The organism is Luteimonas sp. A611, assembly GCF_054072715.1.
The window spans coordinates 13,196-32,551 of the sequence record NZ_JBSVRP010000009.1; the positions used below are offsets into that span (position 1 = coordinate 13,196).

Here is a 19,356-nt window from a genome sequence, read left to right on the forward strand (position 1 = left end):
GCCATTGAAGCCGCCGGCGACATGCGCCACGCGCTCCAGGCCCATGTCCTGCAGCGCCGCCGCCGCCAGCGCCGAGCGCCAGCCCGACTGGCAGTACAGGACGAAGCGCCGATCCTGGCCGAACACCGGCTTGAAGTATGGACTGTCGGGATCGGCCCAGAACTCGAGCATCCCGCGCGGCGCGTGGAAGGCGCCGGGCACCATGCCTTCGCGTTCGAGTTCGCGTACGTCGCGGATGTCGACGAACTGCACGCCTGTATCGCCAAGCAGCGCCTTCGCGTCCTCCACCGGGATCGTGGCGATGCGCGCGTTGGCGTCCGCGACCAGTTGCCTGATGCCCTTCTTCAGTCCCATGGGGTGTCCTGCGCTGCTGTGCGTTGTGGAAATGCGTGGTGATGCGGAAGCGGCGCGTCGAACAACTCGCCCTGCGGCGGCGACGGCAGCGGCTGTCGCGCCAGCGTCCGGTACCGGTACGGGTGGTGGGCGACGGCGACCAGCTCGATCGCGTCGACGCGCCACCGGATCGGGGACAGCAACCAGCGCGTGCCTTCCTGCACGTACGGCGGGAAGTAGCACAGCGTCACATGCGGCGTATGGCCACTGTCGTCACCGACGCCTTCGGCCTCCATGGCCGCGCGCACCTCGGCGAGCAGCCCGGCGAAACCGGGCGGCACCCCCTGGGCGCGCAGCAGCCAGCGATCGCCCAGGCTGACCCGGTTGAACAGCAGGTCGAAGGCGGGCGCGTGGACCTGCTCCAGCACCCGTCGCAGCGCCGGTTCGCGATCAGCCGGGTCGCCGGACGAGAACGACTGGTGCAGGTTGCCGGCAGGCCAGCGGTCGCTGCCGGCATCCAGTCCCAGCGCCGGCAGGACCGCGTCCATCAGGCCCGCCGTCTCCGCGGGCGGACGTGCCATCAGCACCAGGCATCCGGCCTCCATCGCTCAGCCACCGTCCGGGATTTCGGGTTCGACCAGCTTCGCCAGCATCTCCAGCGAATCGCGCCAGCCCAGATAGCACATGTCAGTGGGAATCGCGGCGGGAATGCCGGCCTGCTCGATCTGCAGGTCGGTGCCGGCGCTGCTCTTCTTCAGCGTGACCGTGACCTGCATCTCGCCGGGCAGGTCGGGGCTGTCGAAGGTGTCGGTGTGGCGGATCAACGCGTTCTCGACCAACTCGACGAACTTCACCGTGAACGCATGGCTCGATCCGGTGCCGAAATTGGTGAACGACATGCGGTAGCCGCCGCCGACACCCGCCTGGAACTCATGCATCGTCGCAGTGAAGCCGTAGGGCGGAAGCCAGCGCACCAGCGCGTCGGCGTCGGTGAACGCGCGGTACACCCGCTCGGGCGGCGCGGCGAGGATGCGGTGCAGGCGGACGGTTCCGGAAGTCGCGGCGTCGGTCATGTTCGGTGTCCTCTTGGGCTGGGTACCGTTACGACGAATATCCCACTTCCTGTTCGACATCTGGATCGACCGTTAGGGCAACGCCGAAACTGTCATTTGGAGCGTAGCGAGAGCCGTTACAAGAGCGGAGCTGGTCAATCCATGCCGTTGATTTCCCGAGATTGACCGGCTTCTCCGTTGTAAGGCGCTTCTCACTGCGTTCGGAATGAAAAACCGGACTTTCTCAGCATTGCCTTAAGCGGCCTTCGACGCCGCCAGGAAATCCTGGGCGAAACGCTGCAGCACGCCGCCCGCCTCGTAGATGGCCGCTTCCTCGTCCGAATCCAGGCGGCAGGTCACCGGCACCTCGACCCGTTCGCCGTTCCTGCGTCGGATCACCAGCGTCAGCTCCGCCTCCGGCGCGGGGGTGCCGAGCACGTCGAAGGTTTCGGTTCCGTCGAGCCCGAGCGTCAACCGCGTGGTGCCCGGCTGGAACTCCAGCGGCAGCACGCCCATGCCGACCAGGTTGGTGCGGTGGATGCGCTCGAAGCCCTCGGCCGCGATCGCCTCCACGCCCGCCAGGCGTACGCCCTTGGCCGCCCAATCGCGCGAGCTGCCCTGGCCGTAGTCGGCGCCGGCGATGATGACCAGCGGCTGCTTGCGCTGCATGTAGGTCTCGATCACCTCCCACATGCGCATCACCTCGCCTTCGGGTTCCAGTCGCGCCAGCGAGCCCTGCACCACGCTGCCGTCGGCGTCGCGCACCATCTCGTTGAGCAGCTTGGGGTTGGCGAAGGTGGCGCGCTGCGCGGTGAGGTGGTCGCCGCGGTGGGTTGCGTAGGAATTGAAGTCCTCCTCGGGCAGGCCCATCTTGGTCAGGTATTCGCCGGCCGCGCTGTTGGCCATGATCGCGTTCGATGGCGAGAGGTGGTCGGTGGTGATGTTGTCGCCCAGCACCGCCAGCGCGCGCATGCCGCGCAGCGTGCGTTCGCCGGCCAGCGCGCCTTCCCAGTACGGCGGACGGCGGATGTAGGTGCTCATCGGACGCCAGTCGTAGAGCGGGCTGACCGTTTCGCCCGACTCGACCCGCAGCTTGAACATCGGTCCGTACACGGCGCGGTACTGCTCGGGCTTGACGCTGGCCTTGACCACCGCGTCGATCTCCTCGTCGCTGGGCCACAGGTCCTTGAGCGTGACCGGCTCGCCGTTGGCGTCGAAACCCAGTGCGTCCTTCTCGATGTCGAAGCGCACCGTGCCTGCGATGGCATAGGCGATCACCAGCGGCGGCGAGGCGAGGAAGGCCTGCTTGGCGTAGGGATGGATGCGACCGTCGAAGTTGCGGTTGCCGCTGAGCACGGCGGTGGCGTACAGGTCGCGCTCGATGATTTCCTGCTGGATCGCCGGATCCAGCGCGCCGCTCATGCCGTTGCAGGTGGTGCAGGCGAAGCCGACGATGCCGAAGCCCAGCGTCTCGAGCTCCGGCAGCAGGCCCGATTCCTCCAGATACAGCTGCACCGCCTTTGAGCCCGGCGCCAGCGAGGTCTTGACCCAGGGCTTGCGCACCATGCCACGCGCGTTGGCGTTGCGCGCCAGCAGTGCGGCGGCGATCACGTTGCGCGGATTGGAGGTATTGGTGCAGCTGGTGATGGCGGCGATGATCACCGCGCCATCGGGCATCAGGCCTTGCGCTTCCTCGGCCTTGCCGGCTTCGAGCTTGGTGCCGTCGGCGATGCCGCGCTCGGCCAGCGCGCTGGTCGGCAGGCGGCGATGCGGATTGGACGGGCCGGCCATGTTGCGCACGACGCTCGAGAGGTCGAAGTGCAGGGTGCGTTCGTACTGCGCCTGCGCGAGGTCGTCGGCCCACAGGCCGGCGACCCGCGCATAGGTCTCGACCAGCGCGACCTGCTCGTCGGTGCGCCCGGTCAGGCGCAGGTAGTCGAGCGTGTTGTCGTCGATGAAGAACATCGCCGCGGTTGCGCCGTACTCGGGCGCCATGTTCGAGATCGTGGCGCGGTCGCCGACGGTGAGCGCCGCCGCGCCCGGCCCGCGGAACTCGAGATAGGCACCGACCACCTTCGACTGGCGCAGGAATTCGGTCAGCGCGAGCACCACGTCGGTGGCGGTGATGCCTGGCGCGGGACGTCCCGACAGCTCGACGCCGGCCATTTCCGGCGTGCGCATCCACGAGGCGCGGCCCAGCATCACGCTCTCGGCTTCAAGCCCGCCCACGCCGATCGCGATCACGCCCAGCGCATCGACGTGCGGGGTATGCGAGTCGGTGCCGACGCAGGTGTCGGGAAAGGCCACGCCATCCTGCACGTAGACCACCGGCGACATCTTCTCCAGGTTGATCTGGTGCATGATCCCGTTGCCCGGCGGGATCACGTCGACGTTGCGGAATGCCTGCTTCGTCCAGTCGATGAAGTGGAAACGATCCTCGTTGCGGCGGTCCTCGATCGCGCGGTTCCTGGTGAACGCGTCCGGATCGAAGCCGCCGCATTCCACCGCCAGCGAGTGGTCGACGATCAGCTGCACCGGCACCACCGGATTGACCTGGGCGGGGTCGCCACCCTGCTCGGCGATCGCATCGCGCAGGCCGGCCAGGTCGACCAGCGCGGTCTGGCCGAGGATGTCGTGGCAGACCACGCGCGCCGGGAACCACGGAAAGTCCAGGTCGCGGCGACGCTCGATGAGCTGCACCAGGTAGTCGCCGATGCGCGCGGGCTCGGCGCGGCGCAGGATGTTCTCGGCATGCACGCGCGCGGTGTAAGGCAGCGTGGCCCAGGCACCCGGCTGGATCGCCTCGACGGCTTCGCGCGCGTCGAACCAGTCGAGCGAAGTGCCGGGGAGGGGTTTGCGGTGCTGGCTGTTCATGGCTGGCGACTCGGTGTCTGGAGCGGGCATTTCCCTTCCCCCGCTTGCGGGGGAAGTGCCCGAAGGGCGATGGGGGCGCGCCGCAGGCGCGGATGCGGAATCGATACTGCCTGCCCCCACCCCAGCCCTCCCCCGCAGGCGGAGGAGGGAGCGAAGCGATGGATCAGGGGCGCTGATCGATCGGCACGAAGGTCTGGTCCTCCGGCCCGGTGTAGTTGGCGCTGGGGCGGATGATCTTGCCGTCGATGCGCTGCTCGATGACGTGCGCGCTCCAGCCGCTGGTGCGGGCGATCACGAACAGCGGCGTGAACATCGCCGTCGGCACGCCCATCATGTGGTAGCTCACCGCGCTGAACCAGTCGAGGTTGGGGAACATCTTCTTGATGTCCCACATCACCGTTTCCAGGCGCTCGGCGATGTCGTACATCCTGCGGCTGCGCTGCTCGTCGGACAGCTCGCGCGCCACGGTCTTGATCACCTCGTTGCGCGGGTCGCCGGTGGTGTAGACCGGGTGTCCGAAGCCGATCACCACTTCCTTGCGATCGACGCGCGCGCGGATGTCGGCTTCGGCGTCGTCGGGTGAGTCGTAGCGCTTCTGGATCTCGAACGCCACCTCGTTGGCGCCGCCGTGCTTGGGGCCACGCAGCGCACCGATCGCGCCGGTGATGCACGAATGCATGTCGCTGCCGGTGCCGGCGATGACCCGCGCGGTGAAGGTCGAGGCATTGAACTCGTGCTCGGCGTAGAGGATCAGCGAGGTGTGCATCGCGCGCACCCAGGACTCGGGCGGCGGCGCGCCGTGCAGCAGGTGCAGGAAGTGGCCGCCGATCGAATCGTCGTCGGTCTCGACGTCGATCGCGCGCCCGTTGTGGCTCCAGTGGTACCAGTACAGCAGCATCGAGCCCAGCGAGGCCATCAGCTTGTCGGCGATGTCGCGCGCGCCCGGATGGTTGTGGTCCACCGCTTCGGGCTGCACGCAGCCGAGCACCGACACGCCGGTGCGCATCACGTCCATCGGATGCGCCGACGGCGGCAGTTCCTCCAGCGCCGCCTTGACCGCGGCGGGGATCCCGCGCAGCGACTTCAGCTTGCGCCGGTAGGCGCCCAGCTCGGCGGCGTTGGGCAGCTTGCCGTGGACCAGCAGGTGCGCGACCTCCTCGAACTCGGAGGTGGTGGCCAGGTCGAGGATGTCGTAGCCGCGATAGGCCAGGTCGTTGCCGCTGCGGCCGACCGTGCACAGCGCGGTATTGCCGGCGGCGGTGCCGGACAGCGCGACGGATTTCTTCGGCTTGAACGGCGTGGCGGGAGTGGCGTCGCTCATGGGTGGTCTCCTGGACTGCGTGGCGCGTGTTGCCGGATGCATGTCCGCCTGCGGGCGGACGCTGCGTTGAAAGGATCGAAGCGGCGATCGCGCCGCGCCAGAACGCGCCGGAGGTTGCCGGACGGGGCCTGTGCCACGTCCGGCCCGCCGGCCGACCAACGCTGCAGCGGCCGCCACTGGCTCATTTTTTCGCTGCGAACAGGGCGTCGAGCCTGCGCTCGAAGTCGTGGTAGCCGATGCGCTCGTACAGCTCCTCGCGCGTCTGCATGGTGTCGACCACCGCCTTCTGGTGGCCGTCGCGGCGGATCGCCTCGTACACGTTCTCGGCCGCCTTGTTCATGGCGCGGAACGCCGACAGCGGATACAGCTGGATGGCAACGCCGGCCGAAGCCAACTCGTCGCGCGTGAACAACGGCGTGCTTCCGAACTCGGTGATGTTGGCCAGTACCGGCACCTGCACCGCATCGACGAAGCGGCGGTAGGTGTCGAGGTCGTAGGCGGCCTCGGCGAAGATGCCGTCGGCGCCGGCCTCGACGCAGGCGATGGCGCGCTCGATCGCCGCGTCCACGCCGTCGACCTGGATCGCGTCGGTGCGCGCGATCAGGAAGAAGTCCGGATCGGTCTTGGCATCTGCGGCCGCCTTGACCCGGTCGGCCATCTCGCCCTGGCTCACGATCTCCTTGCCCGGGCGATGGCCGCAGCGCTTGGCGCCGACCTGGTCCTCGATATGGCAGGCGGCCGCGCCGGCCTTGATCAGCGACTTCACCGTGCGCTCGATGTTGAAGGCGCTGGGGCCGAAGCCGGTGTCGATGTCGACCATCAGCGGCAGGTCGCAGACATCGGTGATGCGGCGCACGTCGATCAGCACGTCCTCGAGCGTGTTGATGCCGAGGTCGGGCAGGCCCAGCGAGCCGGCCGCGACGCCGCCGCCGGACAGGTAGATCGCCCGGTAGCCGGCGCGCCTGGCCAGCAGCGCGTGGTTGGCGTTGATCGCGCCAATCACCTGCAGCGGCGATTCGGCCGCGAGGGCGGCGCGGAAGCGCGCGCCGGGGGAAGCGATGACGGACTGGGTGGACATGGCGGCCTGCGTGCTGCGGCGGGGATTTCCCGGATGCGGGCAATGTGGCACTCTTCGTCGGGTTGATCAATCTTGATTGAACGGATCAAGCTGAGCCATGCCCAAGCCCACGCCCACCGATGCCGACCTGATTCCCGCACGCGAGGTCTGCGCCCGGCTCGGGATCAGCCCCGCCACGCTCTACGCCTACGTCAGCCGCGGGCTGATCGAGTCGCGGCCCGGGCCGGACCATCGCAGCCGCGTCTACCTGCAGCGCGATGTGGAGCGCCTGGCCCAGCGCAAGAAGGCCGGGCGCGGCGCCGCGCGCGGGGCCGCGCAAAGCCTGGACCGCGGCCTGCCGGTGATGGAGACGGCAATCTCGCTGATCCGCCCCGACAGCCCTTACTACCGCGGCCGCTCGGCGGTGGCGATGGTGCGCGCCGGTGCCACCCTCGAAGACGCCGCGCGCCTGCTCTGGGACTGCGGCGACCAGGATCCCTTCGACCCCGCACCCTCGGCGGACTGGCCGGCACGGGTGGCGCCGATCGCGGCCGATGCCTCGCTGCCGGCGCTCAAGCGCGCGATGGCCGCGATCCCGCTGCTGGCGGTGGACGAGCGCGATTCGCTCAGCGCCGCGCCGGCGGCCCGGCGCCGGGTCGCGGCGACCCTGCTGCGCCAGAACGCCGCCCTGTTGGTGGCCGCCACCCCCGACGCGCGCCCGGTGCACCGCTTGCTGGCCGATGCCTGGCGGCCGGGCGACGCCGCCTTCGCCGACCTGGTGCGCGCGGCCCTGGTGCTGTGCGCCGATCACGAGCTCAACGTCTCGGCCTTTGCCGCGCGCGTGGTCGCCTCCACCGGCGCGCACCTGCACGCCACCGTCTGCGCCGGCCTGTCCGCGCTGTCGGGCCCGCGCCACGGCGGCGCCACGGCGCGCGCCTACGCGCTCATCGCCGATGCCGCCGCAGCCGATTCGCCCGCCGCCTTCATCGGCGAGCGCTGGCGCCGCGGCGACGAGCTGCCCGGCTTCCACCACGTGCTGTATCCCGACGGCGACCCCCGCGGCGCCGAGCTGCTGGCGATGCTGCGCCGATATCGCGGGGGCGATCCACGCATGGCCCACGTCGATGCCCTGGTCGCCGCCGCCGCCGACAGCAGCGGCCGCCTGCCCAATATCGACGGCATGCTCGCCGCGATCTGCTACGTGCACGGACAGCCCGCCGCCCCCGCGCTGGCGATGTTCGCCGCCGGACGCCTGGCCGGCTGGCTGGCGCACGCGCAGGAGCAGCAGGAAGCCGGCGGCCTGATCAGGCCGCGCGCGCAGTACAACGGGGTGATGCCGGAGGCGGATGCGGCGGTGCCGTAACGGCGGACGCCGGATCGGCAACGGCGTCGCGGAGCCACCGCGGGCGCCTGTCGGTGGATGGCAGCTAGGCCTGGAGCCGGCTGTTTGTCTGGACTGCCCTACGCCACGCCGCGGGTTACGGCTCCGGCAGGGTTCAGCCGCCTTCGGCCATGCTTTCGAGCTGTCGGCCCTCGCCGCGCCCCATGATCGACGCCCCCAACGACACCACCGCCGTGCGCTTCGACGCTGTCCGCCTGGACCGTGGCGGGCGCACGATCCTGTCCGGCATCGACCTGTCGGTGCCGCGCGGCAGCGTGACCGCAGTGCTCGGCCCGTCGGGCAGCGGCAAGTCCACCCTGCTGGCCGCGCTCACCGGCGAGCTCGCGCCGACCTCCGGCACCGTGCAGGTGTTCGGGCGGACGGTGCCGCAGCGCAAGCGCGACCTGCTCGAGCTGCGCAAGTCGATCGGCGTGCTGCTGCAGGGCAACGGCCTGCTCACCGACCTCACCGCCGCCGAGAACATCGCCCTGCCGCTGCGCACGCACACCAGGCTGCCGCGCGAGGTGATCGACCGGCTGGTGGAAATGAAGCTGCATGCGGTGGGCCTGCGCTCGGCCGGCGACCTGTACCCGCGTGAGCTGTCCGGCGGCATGGCGCGTCGCGTCGCGCTGGCGCGGGCAATCGCACTCGACCCGCCGCTGATGGTCTACGACGAGCCGCTCACCGGCCTGGACCCGATCGCCTCGGGCGTGATCATGAACCTGGTGTCCGAACTCAACGACCGCCTCGGCCTGACCAGCATCATCGTCACCCACCACGTGCGCGAGACCCTGCCCATCGCCGACCGCGCGGTGGTGATCGCCAACGGCGGCATCGTGTTTTCCGGCACGCCCGACCAGCTGCAGGCCAGTGACGATCCGCTGCTGCGCCAGTTCCTGCGCGGCGAACCGGATGGTCCGATCGCCTTCGACAGTGCCCCCCGCACGGAGGCGGCGTGATGGCGCTGGTCCAGGCCCTGCGCTCGGTTGGGCGCGCCGGCCTGTTCTCGCTGTCGGTGCTGCGCGCATCCAAGCCCAGCGCCGACCTGTTCGCCGAGCTCGTCCGCGAGATCTACAAGGTCGGCGCGCGCTCGCTGCCGATCATCGCCGTGGGCGGCGCCTTCGTCGGCCTGTCGCTGACCCTGCTCGGCTTTCGCGCGCTGGAAACCTACGGCGCGGCCAACCAGGTCAGCGTGCTGATCGGCCTGGGCCTGTACCGCGAACTGGCGCCGGTGCTGACCGCGCTGCTGTTCATCGGCCGCGCCGGTTCCTCGATCGCCGCCGAACTCGGCCTGATGCGCGCCACCGACCAGATCACCGCGCTCGGCCTGATGGCGATCGACCCGGTCGGCAAGGCGGTCGCGCCGCGCTTCTGGGCGGCGGTGCTGACCGTGCCGCTGCTGGTCGGCTTCTTCGCCAGCTTCGCCATCGCCGCCAGCTGGTTCCAGGCGGTGCAGGTGCTGGGCATCGACAACGGCACCTTCTGGCAGGCGATGAAGGATGCCGTCGACTTCCGCAGCGACTTCATCCCCGCCTTCGCCAAGGCCGCCGTGTTCGGCGGCACCGCCGCGCTGGTGGCCTCGTATGTCGGCTACCACGCCGAGCCGACCATCGAGGGCACTTCGATCGCCACCACGCGCGCGGTGGTCAACGCCTCGCTGCTGGTGCTGATGTTCAACTTCGTGCTGTCGGCGTTCCTGTTCCGCTAGACCGGATCCACCACGGTCCATCCAGATGAAGCTCCCGACCATGTCCACATTCCGCCACGCATCCATCCGCGGTTACGCGTCCTGCCGCTGTCATCCCGAACGAAGTGAGGGATCTGCGTTATCCGCAGCCGCTGGGGAGATTTCTCCCTGCGGTCGAAATGACAGCGCCCTCGCCCGCAGCGCGGCCATGCACCCCGCCCAACTGGAGCACTCCGCATGAGCAGTCGCGGCCCCCGTCTCGAATTCGCCGTCGGCGCCTTCCTCGTGCTGGCGCTGGCCTCGCTGCTGGTGCTGGCCGTCGCCTCCACCAACGGCCGCTTCGGCCTGTCGCGCGACAGCTACGAGATCACCGCGCGCTTCACCCAGATTGGCCAGCTGCGCCCCAATGCGCCGGTCAAGATCGGCGGCGTCACCATCGGCCGGGTGTCGAACATCGACCTTGATCCAGTCAAGTTCGACTCCATCGTCACCCTGGCCATCGACAGCCGCTTCAACGAGATCCCGATCGACACCTCGGCCGGCATCCTCACCGGCGGCCTGCTGGGCGAAAGCTTTGTCGGCCTGCAGCCCGGCGGCGACATGGAAGTGTTCAAGCCGGGCGAGGAACTGGTGTTCACCACGCCGGCGGTGGACCTGATGCAGATGGTCGGCAAGTACATGTTCAGCGGCGGCGGCGACAATGCCGCGCCCGGTGATGCGCAGCCCGCGCCCCCCGCTCCGGAAGAAGGAACGACCCCATGATCCGCACTCCCCGCAATCTGCTGTCCCTGGCGCTTGCCGCCAGCCTGCTAGCCGCCGCGCCGGCCCTGTCCCTGGCCCAGGCGCCCGCAGCATCCTCCGCCGCGGCGAAGATGCAGGGCTCGCCCAGCGAGCTGGTGCTCGATAACTCCAGGCGCGTGCTGGAAACGCTGGACGCGCGCCGCGACGAGTTCACCCGCGACCGCGCCGCCCTGCAGCGCTTCGTCAGCGGCGAGTTCAACACCATGTTCGACCGCGACTATGCCGCGCGCCAGGTGCTCGGCCGCCACGGCCGCGGCGCCTCGGACGCCGACATCAAGGCCTTCGGCGACGCGCTTGCCGACAACCTGATGCGCCGCTACGGCTCGTCCCTGATCGACTTCAACACCCGCCTGCGCGTGCGCATCAAGTCCGAGACTGCGCTGCCGCGCGGGCTGGGCGTCAAGGTGTCCAGCGAACTGCTGCGCCAGGGCGGCGAGCCGATCCCGGTCGACTACCTGCTGCGCCGTGGCGGCGACGGCTGGCGCGTGTTCGACGTGATGGTCGAGGGGGTGTCGTTCGTGCAGACCTTCCGCCAGCAGTTCGACAGCGAGCTGCAGCGCAAGTCCATCGCCCAGGTGGCGAAGGAACTGCGCGACGGCCAGATCGCGGCCGACGCCGGCACCAACTGATGCCGGCAGCCGCCACGATGCATCGCGACGGGACCACGCTGGCCTTCGCCGGCGCGCTCTTGCGCGAGGCCGTGGCCGCGCTCTGGCCGCAGGCCATGCGCATGGCTGCGGGCGCGGAACGCTTCGATCTGTCAGCGGTGTCATCGGTCGACAGCGCCGGCCTGGCCCTGCTGGTGGAACTGGCGCAGCGTGCCGACGGCGTGGCCGTCATCGGCGATCCCCCGGGGCTCGACGGCCTGCGCCGGGCCTACCGGCTGTCCCCCACCCTGGCATTCGCGCGGGCATGACGTCCGCGCCACACTTTCGACGGACCGTTCCAATGCGCCTTTCCCCACGCCTGCGTCTGCCCCTGCTGCTCCTGCCGCTGCTGCTTGCCGCCTGTGCCGGCGGTGGCGGCACGCGCGCGACGACCAACACGGGCGCACTGCTCGCACCGGCCGACGCGACAGCCCCGGCCACAGCAACGCCGGGCGACGCGACCGCAGGTACGACCGCGTTGGCTGCGGATGCCGTGGCCGCGGATCCTGCCACGTCCATCGCCGCGCTTGCGGCCGGGCAGGAGGCGCCCGGGCCCGACCCGGCAACGCAGGTACCGGCGACCCAGGCCGAACTCGACTACGCCTCGATCTACGGCGTATCGCCCTACGACCCGATCGCCGATCCGAACCTGCCGGCGCCGGCGCAAATGCCGGCCAGCTACGACCCCTGGGAGAACTGGAACCGCAGGGTCCACAGCTTCAACAACGCCGTCGACCGCACCGTCGCCACGCCGCTGGCCCGCGCCTACATGCAGGTCGTGCCGCGCCCGGTGCGCCTGGGCGTGGGCAACTTCTTCAACAACCTCGGCCAACCGGTGAGCGCGCTCAACGCGCTGCTGCAGGGCCGGCCGCAGCAGGCCGGGCATTCGCTGGGGCGTTTCCTGCTCAACACCACGATCGGCATCGGTGGCCTGTTCGACCCGGCCACCGCCGTCAACATCCCCAACCGCAGCGAGGACTTCGGGCAGACGCTGGGCGTGTGGGGCTGGACCAACTCGCGCTACCTCGTGCTGCCGCTGTTCGGTCCGCGCACCCTGCGCGACACCTTCGGCCTGGTCGGTGATGCACCGCTGTCGCCCACGCGCCAGATCGAGGACGACGGCACCCGATACTTCCTGCAGGGCCTGCAGCTGGTGGACCTGCGCACCCAGCTGTTCGCGCTCGATGCCATGCGCCAGGGCGCCACCGATGACTACGCGCTGGTGCGCGATGCCTGGATGCAGCGCCGCAACTACCAGATCCAGTCCGACCGCCGCACCGTCGAGGGCGACGAGGGCGACGAACTCCCGGACTACCTGCTCGACGACGAAGCCAATCCGACCGTTCCGGTCGACGTCATGCCGATCGTGCCGCTCTCGCCAACGCCCTGAGCAGCCCGGCGGCGCTCAGGGCGCGTCGTCGCCCTGCGGCGCGTCCTGCGCCTCGTCGTCCTCGAGCTCATCGCCGAGCAGCGCCTGCGACTGTTCCACCGACAGTGTTTCCACCCCACGCAGCCTGCGCTCGATGGTCCGCGTCTTGCGGCTGGCATCGCCCAGGCTCTTGCCGACGGTATTGATCTGCTTCTCGGCGCGCTCGAGGATCCCGGCGAACTTGCCGAACTCGCTCTTCACCGCGCCCAGCAGCTTCCACACCTCGCTCGAACGCTGCTCGATGGCCAGGGTGCGGAAGCCCATCTGCAGGCTGTTGAGCAGGGCGGTGAACGTGGTCGGGCCGGCCACCACCATGCGGTGTTCGCGCTGCAAGGCATCGGTCAGCCCGGGGCGGCGGATGACCTCGGCGTAGAGGCCCTCGGTGGGCAGGAACATCACCGCGAAATCGGTGGTGTGCGGCGGCACCACGTACTTGTCGCAGATCGACTTGGCCTGGATGCGGATCGCCCGCTCCAGCTGCGCGCCGGTGCTGCGCACCAGCTCCGGGTCGCCCTGGTCCTGCGCATCGAGCAGGCGCTCGTAGTCCTCGCGCGGGAACTTGCAGTCGATCGGCAGCCACAGTGGCGCCGCGTCCGCGCCACGCCCGGGCAGGCGCACCGCGAAGTCCACCGTCTCGGCGCTGTCGGGCCGCACCCGCACGCTGCGCGCGTACTGCTCGCCGGTGAGGGTCTGCTCCAGGATGTTCTCCAGCTGCACCTCGCCCCAGCCACCGCGCGTCTTGACGTTGCTCAGCACGCGCTTGAGATCGCCCACGCCGGTGGCCAGCTGCTGCATCTCACCCAGCCCGCGCTGCACCTGCTCCAGGCGCTCGGAGACGAGCTTGAACGAAGAATCCAGGCGCGTGGTGAGCGTGCTCTGCAGCTTCTCGTCGACCGTCTCGCGCATCTTCTCCAGCTTGCTCGCGTTGTCCTCCTGCAGCGCACGCAGCTGCTGCTCCAGCGTCGTGCGCATTTCGCCGATCCGCTGCTCGTTGCGCTGGGTCAACTCGGACAGGCGCACGCCAAGGCCCTCGGCGAACCGGTGCTGCTGCTCGGCGTGCTCGCCGCGCGCCTTGCGGGCATCGTCGGTCAGCGCCTCGCGCAGCACGTCCAGGCGCTGGTCAGTGCGCGTGGCCAGGTCGTCCAGGCGCCGGCCGAACGCGTCGATCCGTTGCTCCTGCGCGACCGACAGCCCGTCCAGCTGCTGCCGCAGCTCGCTGCGGCCGTCGCGCTGCTCCTCGCGCAACGCCCGTTCCAAGGCCTGCTCAGGGCGACGCAGCACCAGTACCGCCAGCAGCGCCACCGTCAACAGCAGCAGCCCGGCGATCGCGATCAAAAGAGTCGTGGAGTCCATCTGCACAGTCTAGGCGGGCAGCGTCTCAGTGCGTGAGCCGGAGGCCGGTCGCGGGCACCCAAGCCGCATGCCGGGCGACGCCAGCAGCAAGCCTGCGTCGTGGAGCCGGCTCATGATGTCGCCCGTGCACGAGGGCCGCAGTTCGTTCGCAAACAATCGCCTGGCAGCGAGATGAAAGACGACCACTATCTCGACGTGGGCTGCTCGCACGATTCCAGCCGCCAAGGGTTGGAGCCACGCCCGTCTACATGCGCGAGTACCAATGTGGATACGGTGGCGATAGCAATGCGAAAGGCCATCGGCTCCCCACTCAAGTGGATGTCGTGGCTGGACCGATGCGGGATTGGGCGTCGGCCATCTGCGGACACCAAGCCGGCCGCAGGGGGTGCGCAACCCGCATGGCCTGGCAGCAGAACCAGGCCGCGCGGCTAGACACTGCCCTCTCGCTCAATCACCAGGATCCTGGCCTCTCCGATGGGATGGGCGACATGTTCGGTACCGACAGCGGCATGGAAGACGTCGCCGGTCTCAAGGATGGTGCTGTGCTCCAGGCCAGCCTCCCGGTAGCGCATCTCAACCCGACCATCGAGGACGGCAAACACTTCCTCCCCGTCGTTGATGTGCCACTTGTAGGGCTGGTCCGTCCAGTGAAGGCGCGTCGTGACGCCGCCCATGTTGGCAATGTCTGTCGCGCCCCACGGGCGATCTGCCTTGAAGGTGCTGCCACGGAAGACTTTCATGCCGTGTCCGAGTCCTGGGTTAAGCCGACTGACGAGGCGGCTGGGACTTCCTACGCAGAAGTTGACACCCTGTGGTCAGGTGCACGGGGCTTCGAACGCCGATGGCGTCTGGTATCCGTGGGCCGAGTGTAAGCGCAGGGATCGACACAGCAAGACATGCGGGATGCTTGCGGCGCACGCCAATGCCCGGGCAGCGGCGTAGTGGACCCCGACCATGTCTGGACAGTCCGCCTTGACGGCTTCCCGGCACAGGAGCTGCGGGGAAAGCATTTGCCCGCCTAACGCTTGAGTTGAGCCGAACCGCGAAGCGGCACCGGCTTGAACGCATTGTTAGGCCCTTGCCTGTCGAGTACGAGGCGCCAGCTGCCCCTTCCGAAGCAATCGCTCCGCGCGCATGACGTACAAGATGAACACCTTGTGCCCATCGTAGCGATAGAAGACGCGGCAAGGCGGCTCCACAACCTGCCGATACCGCGACCGCCCAAGCTCCTGTGGGCGGCTACCGCTCTCTGGATGATCAGCAAGCTGCTCGACATGAGCAAAGATGCGTTTGACCAGTTCCGAGGCAGCGACTGGATCCTCCAACGCGATGAAGTCGGCAATGGCATCCAGGTCGCTCAGCGCGGGCTCTGACCAGACTATTTCAGCCATCTGGCAAGACGCTTCTTAGCTTGTGCGTGCGTCGCCACGCGACCCTCGGCAATCGCCTGCTCTCCGCGTGCGATTCCCTCGAGCACGGTCATGCGTCGCTGCATGAGTTGAAAGCTCTCAACGTCAACGAGGTACGCACTCGGCAGGCCGTGCTGCGTGATGAGGATAGGCTCCTTGTCCCGCTCGATATCGGAAAGGAGCTCAGTCGCCTGGCGCTTGAGGGTGGTAACGAGTTCTGTACGCATCAAGTGACACTACAGTATCACTCTGGGCGCGCGCAAGTGCTGGAGCAAAGGCCTAACGCTTGAATTAAGCCGCGCCACGAAGTGGTGTCTGCTTGAATGAATTGTTAGGCGGCGCCGCACAGATGTACGCCCACCGCCTCCCGACCTGCGATGTGATGTACCACGTCAGAGCCAACTGAACCGGAGGAACGAATGCCCACCAGTAGTCGACGAAGAAGCCGGAGACGCGAAGCAAGCCCGCGCCGGAAGCCATCTCCGCGGCCGCAAGTTGCGGCGCGATGAAGATGCCGTACGCCTCAACCGGCAACAGAACAGCAAAGGCGAGGAACGAGAAGACGCCATAGACCAAAGCTGCAACAGTGCCGACAAACAGGAACGGGCGAGGAAGTCGCGATCTTCTCCGGAAGGCTTTGCTTGCGGGGAGCCAGACGGGCGCAAACGAAATTATGAAGTAGAGCAAAGCGATGACAATGATCATTGCGCTCAACTTTGGCCCGAAGAGATCGATAGCTTCCATAGCCGCCTAACGCCTGAGTTAAGCCGACTTGCGCAGTGGGGGCTTTGGCGTGGCAAGCTTTTCCTGCCACGCCAAAGCCGTAACGAAGCAAGTTCGGCTTGAACGAATTGTTAGGCGGCACTTCCAGGGACAGGCGTTGCAAGCTGAGCTTCGATTGCAGCTTTGTCAACTACGGACCAAACCCGAACAATCTTCCCATCGGCGAACTCGTACATCACGTTTTCGGCAAATGAGACTTTCTTGCCATTCACATCGAGGCGGAGAAATTTCGCTCTTGGCGTGCAGTGGAAGTGCAAGCGGCTTGCCAAGCGCGGCGGCTGGACAATCAGTAGCTCGGCTTTGAAGTGGAGATCAGGGATCTCCATGAAGTCCCTCTTCAGCATGTCGCGGTAGCCAGTGAGGCCCAAGTGGCGGCTGTTGTGAATGACTGAATCATGCACAAAAGCTCCCAACTCCAACCATGCCTGCGCGTTCAGGCAGGCGAGGTAGCGGTGATAGATGCTTTCTAGCTCGGGTGCGGTCATACCGGCCAATGCTGCTTGAATCGACGACGGGAGCGGGAGTGGGAGTGGGAGCGAAGGCGGATGACGGAAGTGGGAAAGGGGGTGCTTGTGCCGCCTAACGCCTAAGCTAAGCCGCGCCGCAGCGGGGCGTGAAGCACATGGCAAGCTGTATCTGCCATGTGGTTTGCGCCCCGATGTGGCGTCGGCTTGAGCGCATTGTTAGGCCGCAGACCCGCTAAGGTTGAGCTTACGTGGACGGATACGCGTTGAATCACAGTCTTGTTCATGTAGCTGGAGCCGTACACCCTAAAAATCTTTGGGAACGGGCCCACGCCGGACCCAACAGTCACCTCATAGCAATCCGGCAGCTCGAGCGAAACATTGCCACAATCGATCTCACGGACCGATTGGATCTCTGAGAGCCGAAGCCAGGCTAGGTCTTTTGATTGATCCGAGCATAAGCCTGTGCATGAGTAATCAAAGTTCTGCTCCGAGAATGGGCCCAAGCCTGAGATCGCGTCCACGTAACGTGCGATGTCTTGTGCAGCACCATGGCTAGGAGCAGGAAAGTAGTTGCGAGTAGATTCTACTGCCGAGCAAATCTTTCCGAACTCCTCGTAGGTCCAGCTACCAGGCGCTCGATACATATCTCCTTCAACACCGTAGCGCCGCTCTGATTGAAGCGCCTCGATGCGATCATGCTCATCGAACTCAACCGTAATTCGGTCAGCCGCGCAGACGCCAAAGTAGCTTCCCCAGGCAATTGCGTGGCTATAGAACCGCACGGCCTCAAGGCTATCGAACCTTGGGCGGTCTACATCAATCATGATTGAACCGGCGGCGCCAAGTAGCCGGCTGGCAAGCTCGGCTAGCGGCAGAGCTTTCGCCTCCCGCACGGTGAGGGGAGGCGCTGCTGCTAGAGCTGCTGTTAGAAGGATCGCCAGCATGGTCGCTCCTGCGGCCTAACGCCTAAGTTAAGCCGAGCCGCGAAGCGGCTTCGGCTTGAACGCATTGTTAGGCCGTGGCACCAGCAGGCGACCAATCACGGGAGCAATTGCATGTGACAAATAGCCCAGCATGTAAGTCCATCCTCCCACTTGGGCCAAGCGCCAAAACGGCACCGAATCCCCGGCACCAAGTGCGAGGAAGTGGAACACGCCCCAGGTGGCCGCGTAAATCACTGCCGATAGCACCAAGCCAACTACCAGCAGGCAGGTGAGAGCTAAGTGTCCGGAACGCTGCGCAAGCAGAACCCCAAGCACGGCAGCAGCGATGGGTGAGAGGAGGGCAAGAGTGATGCGTAACCACTGGGGTTCCGGAATGTCTGCGGCGAACGACAGCACCACGCCGGCGAGAGTAAAGATCAGTGCAAAAATCACATACGAGCGCATATCAGAATCGGCCCTCCACGGCCTAACGCTTGAGTTAAGCCGACCCGCGAAGCGGGTTCGGCTTGAACGAATTGTTAGGCGGCGCCACCCGTAGTGGATGCGCCGGATTGTCGCGGACGAAGGCGTCAACTTCTGCAAGTTTGGCAGGAAGGGGCGGCCCGGAGGTGCTGCGGTAGCTAAAGAAGCGAAAGCCGGCAACGAATAGCGCCTGCACCTTTGCCCATTGCTCCAAGTCCTTTGCGGCCGGCGCTTTGAAGGAGCGTCCCATCTCATGCATGGTGCCCCCGCAGCCGGGGCAGGTTGCAGCGTAGTCTGGACGCGGCGCCACTTTGAAGCTCTTGCGGCAGTCAAAGCAGGCGTGCGCGATCAAGTACTGTGGCCCTCGCATGCGATTCTCCTGCATAGCCGCCTAACGCCTGAGTTAAGCCGACGTGCGTAGCGGAGCCGACAACATGGCAAGCTCTACCTGCCATGTTGTTGGTGTAGCGAAGCGCGTTCGGCTTGAACGAATTGTTAGGCACCGCCCGAGATGCCCGACTATTTGGAGCGTAACGCAATAATGGCGAGCAGCAAGGCGGCCAGCAGAACAACAGTTGGTAGATGCCGAGTGACCGCCAGCATGGACTCTACACCGGCGAGCCAGTCCTTGGACCAAGCGCCGCCGATACTCTCGTAGTACGCCAAGGCGGCGCGGGGAGATGGCCAGAGGAATGTGTACCCAAGTGCTACTGCTGCCAAGGAAACAACGGATGCGATGCGCAGACGGCGATTGGCAGGCAGGAACATTGCTGCAATAGCCAGTACGGCTACCGGAGCCAGAATCAAAGCATCAAGAGTCCCGAGTGGCCACATGTGGTGCCTAACACCAGAATTAAGCCGCGCCGCGAAGCGGTGTCGGCTTGAATGAATTGTTAGGGCTCAACTCTCTCACCCTCACGCAGAGGCCTGCAAGAGACCATCCGATCCACGGATAGCTTGCGCTGATATGCTCCCATATGGCCGAATTGACCAGGTGATGAGACAGAACCTTCAAGCTCCACGTAGATGCGATGCCAAGGCGCATTGGGCTCTTGGTTGAAGGTCAGGAAGGCGCAGGGAACCGAGCCCTCTACCCACCAGCGCTCCCGTGTCGCAACCAACGGACGAAACTCCAGGGTCTCAAAGCCCTCTGTGTAGTAGCCAGCATGGATCTTTGGCGCTGGCTCCACGACAGATACCGGCTCTGGCGTGCGAACACAGCCAGTTGCTGCAGTTAGTGTCAGAAGCAGAGCAGCTTTCATTGAGGCCTAACGCCTTATGTCTTGAGTTTCCCCTACCGTAGGCGCCGAGAGCCCGACGTGCGCGCCCGATAACGCCTCGGTGTCAGACCACCGT

General features: G+C 66.9%; 22 protein-coding genes and 1 pseudogene. 7 read left to right on the forward strand and 16 right to left on the reverse strand.

The window, feature by feature from the left end; genetic code table 11:
* Positions 1 to 3: 3 nt before the first annotated feature.
* From ACW5EG_RS16755 to prpB, 6 genes and pseudogenes are all read right to left on the reverse strand, one after another.
* Positions 4 to 354: pseudogene (locus ACW5EG_RS16755) on the reverse strand (rhodanese-like domain-containing protein); the annotation flags it as partial.
* Positions 345 to 914 carry a 2'-5' RNA ligase family protein gene (locus ACW5EG_RS16760; protein ID WP_457022435.1) on the reverse strand — a complete coding sequence of 190 codons (570 nt, stop codon included), beginning with the start codon at positions 912 to 914 and terminating at the stop codon, positions 345 to 347. The gene ACW5EG_RS16760 and the pseudogene ACW5EG_RS16755, both read right to left, overlap by 10 nt.
* A 27-nt stretch (positions 915 to 941) precedes the next feature.
* Positions 942 to 1,406: an SRPBCC family protein gene (locus ACW5EG_RS16765; RefSeq protein WP_457020458.1), complete on the reverse strand. Its 465-nt coding sequence runs from the start codon at positions 1,404 to 1,406 to the stop codon at positions 942 to 944.
* A gap of 234 nt (positions 1,407 to 1,640) precedes the next feature.
* Positions 1,641 to 4,259 carry a Fe/S-dependent 2-methylisocitrate dehydratase AcnD gene (gene acnD, locus ACW5EG_RS16770; RefSeq protein WP_457022436.1) on the reverse strand — a complete coding sequence of 873 codons (2,619 nt, stop codon included), beginning with the start codon at positions 4,257 to 4,259 and terminating at the stop codon, positions 1,641 to 1,643.
* Between the two features lie 163 nt (positions 4,260 to 4,422).
* The gene (gene prpC / locus ACW5EG_RS16775; protein ID WP_457020460.1) at positions 4,423 to 5,580 is read right to left on the reverse strand and encodes a bifunctional 2-methylcitrate synthase/citrate synthase; all 1,158 of its coding nucleotides are present in this window, start codon (positions 5,578 to 5,580) and stop codon (positions 4,423 to 4,425) included.
* A gap of 181 nt (positions 5,581 to 5,761) precedes the next feature.
* Entirely contained in the window at positions 5,762 to 6,658 is an 897-nt protein-coding gene (prpB, locus tag ACW5EG_RS16780; RefSeq protein ID WP_457020461.1) for a methylisocitrate lyase, read from the reverse strand.
* 97 nt (positions 6,659 to 6,755) lie between these two features.
* Here prpB and ACW5EG_RS16785 point away from each other — a divergent pair, with 97 nt between their 5' ends.
* From ACW5EG_RS16785 to ACW5EG_RS16815, 7 genes are all read left to right on the forward strand, one after another.
* Positions 6,756 to 8,000, forward strand: coding sequence for a citrate/2-methylcitrate synthase (locus ACW5EG_RS16785; RefSeq protein WP_457022438.1), 1,245 nt, complete (start codon positions 6,756 to 6,758; stop codon positions 7,998 to 8,000).
* 182 nt (positions 8,001 to 8,182) lie between these two features.
* Positions 8,183 to 8,977: an ABC transporter ATP-binding protein gene (locus ACW5EG_RS16790; RefSeq protein ID WP_457020463.1), complete on the forward strand. Its 795-nt coding sequence runs from the start codon at positions 8,183 to 8,185 to the stop codon at positions 8,975 to 8,977.
* Positions 8,977 to 9,726, forward strand: coding sequence for an MlaE family lipid ABC transporter permease subunit (locus ACW5EG_RS16795; protein ID WP_457020464.1), 750 nt, complete (start codon positions 8,977 to 8,979; stop codon positions 9,724 to 9,726). The genes ACW5EG_RS16790 and ACW5EG_RS16795 overlap by 1 nt, the downstream gene beginning before the upstream one ends.
* Before the next feature lie 216 nt (positions 9,727 to 9,942).
* Complete coding sequence (gene mlaD, locus ACW5EG_RS16800; protein WP_457022440.1) at positions 9,943 to 10,467, forward strand: outer membrane lipid asymmetry maintenance protein MlaD; 525 nt, start codon at positions 9,943 to 9,945, stop codon at positions 10,465 to 10,467.
* Positions 10,464 to 11,135, forward strand: coding sequence for an MlaC/ttg2D family ABC transporter substrate-binding protein (locus ACW5EG_RS16805; protein ID WP_457022442.1), 672 nt, complete (start codon positions 10,464 to 10,466; stop codon positions 11,133 to 11,135). The genes mlaD and ACW5EG_RS16805 overlap by 4 nt, the downstream gene beginning before the upstream one ends.
* On the forward strand, positions 11,135 to 11,422 hold the full coding sequence (locus ACW5EG_RS16810; protein ID WP_457022444.1) for an STAS domain-containing protein: 288 nt from the start codon (positions 11,135 to 11,137) through the stop codon (positions 11,420 to 11,422). The genes ACW5EG_RS16805 and ACW5EG_RS16810 overlap by 1 nt, the downstream gene beginning before the upstream one ends.
* Before the next feature lie 32 nt (positions 11,423 to 11,454).
* On the forward strand, positions 11,455 to 12,543 hold the full coding sequence (locus ACW5EG_RS16815) for an MlaA family lipoprotein (protein WP_457022446.1): 1,089 nt from the start codon (positions 11,455 to 11,457) through the stop codon (positions 12,541 to 12,543).
* 15 nt (positions 12,544 to 12,558) lie between these two features.
* Here the strand turns inward: ACW5EG_RS16815 and rmuC are convergent, their stop codons facing one another.
* From rmuC to ACW5EG_RS16865, 10 genes are all read right to left on the reverse strand, one after another.
* Positions 12,559 to 13,935: a DNA recombination protein RmuC gene (gene rmuC, locus ACW5EG_RS16820; protein WP_457022448.1), complete on the reverse strand. Its 1,377-nt coding sequence runs from the start codon at positions 13,933 to 13,935 to the stop codon at positions 12,559 to 12,561.
* 428 nt (positions 13,936 to 14,363) lie between these two features.
* The gene (locus ACW5EG_RS16825) at positions 14,364 to 14,675 is read right to left on the reverse strand and encodes a cupin domain-containing protein (protein WP_457020470.1); all 312 of its coding nucleotides are present in this window, start codon (positions 14,673 to 14,675) and stop codon (positions 14,364 to 14,366) included.
* Positions 14,676 to 15,005: 330 nt separating this feature from the next.
* Positions 15,006 to 15,326: a type II toxin-antitoxin system RelE/ParE family toxin gene (locus tag ACW5EG_RS16830; RefSeq protein ID WP_457020471.1), complete on the reverse strand. Its 321-nt coding sequence runs from the start codon at positions 15,324 to 15,326 to the stop codon at positions 15,006 to 15,008.
* Positions 15,314 to 15,571: a type II toxin-antitoxin system Phd/YefM family antitoxin gene (locus tag ACW5EG_RS16835; RefSeq protein ID WP_132987067.1), complete on the reverse strand. Its 258-nt coding sequence runs from the start codon at positions 15,569 to 15,571 to the stop codon at positions 15,314 to 15,316. Before ACW5EG_RS16835 ends, ACW5EG_RS16830 begins: the two co-directional genes overlap by 13 nt.
* Before the next feature lie 64 nt (positions 15,572 to 15,635).
* Entirely contained in the window at positions 15,636 to 16,049 is a 414-nt protein-coding gene (locus ACW5EG_RS16840; RefSeq protein WP_457020472.1) for a hypothetical protein, read from the reverse strand.
* A gap of 149 nt (positions 16,050 to 16,198) precedes the next feature.
* Complete coding sequence (locus ACW5EG_RS16845) at positions 16,199 to 16,612, reverse strand: ester cyclase (protein ID WP_457020491.1); 414 nt, start codon at positions 16,610 to 16,612, stop codon at positions 16,199 to 16,201.
* 101 nt (positions 16,613 to 16,713) lie between these two features.
* Positions 16,714 to 17,538, reverse strand: a complete 825-nt coding sequence (locus ACW5EG_RS16850) for a hypothetical protein (protein WP_457020490.1) — start codon at positions 17,536 to 17,538, stop codon at positions 16,714 to 16,716.
* Between the two features lie 27 nt (positions 17,539 to 17,565).
* A complete protein-coding gene (locus tag ACW5EG_RS16855; protein ID WP_457020489.1) occupies positions 17,566 to 17,982 on the reverse strand; it encodes a hypothetical protein in 417 nt (138 codons plus the stop codon).
* 34 nt (positions 17,983 to 18,016) lie between these two features.
* Positions 18,017 to 18,370, reverse strand: a complete 354-nt coding sequence (locus tag ACW5EG_RS16860) for a hypothetical protein (RefSeq protein ID WP_457020448.1) — start codon at positions 18,368 to 18,370, stop codon at positions 18,017 to 18,019.
* A gap of 149 nt (positions 18,371 to 18,519) precedes the next feature.
* Positions 18,520 to 18,834, reverse strand: coding sequence for a hypothetical protein (locus ACW5EG_RS16865; protein WP_457020488.1), 315 nt, complete (start codon positions 18,832 to 18,834; stop codon positions 18,520 to 18,522).
* Between the last annotated feature and the right edge of the window lie 522 nt (positions 18,835 to 19,356).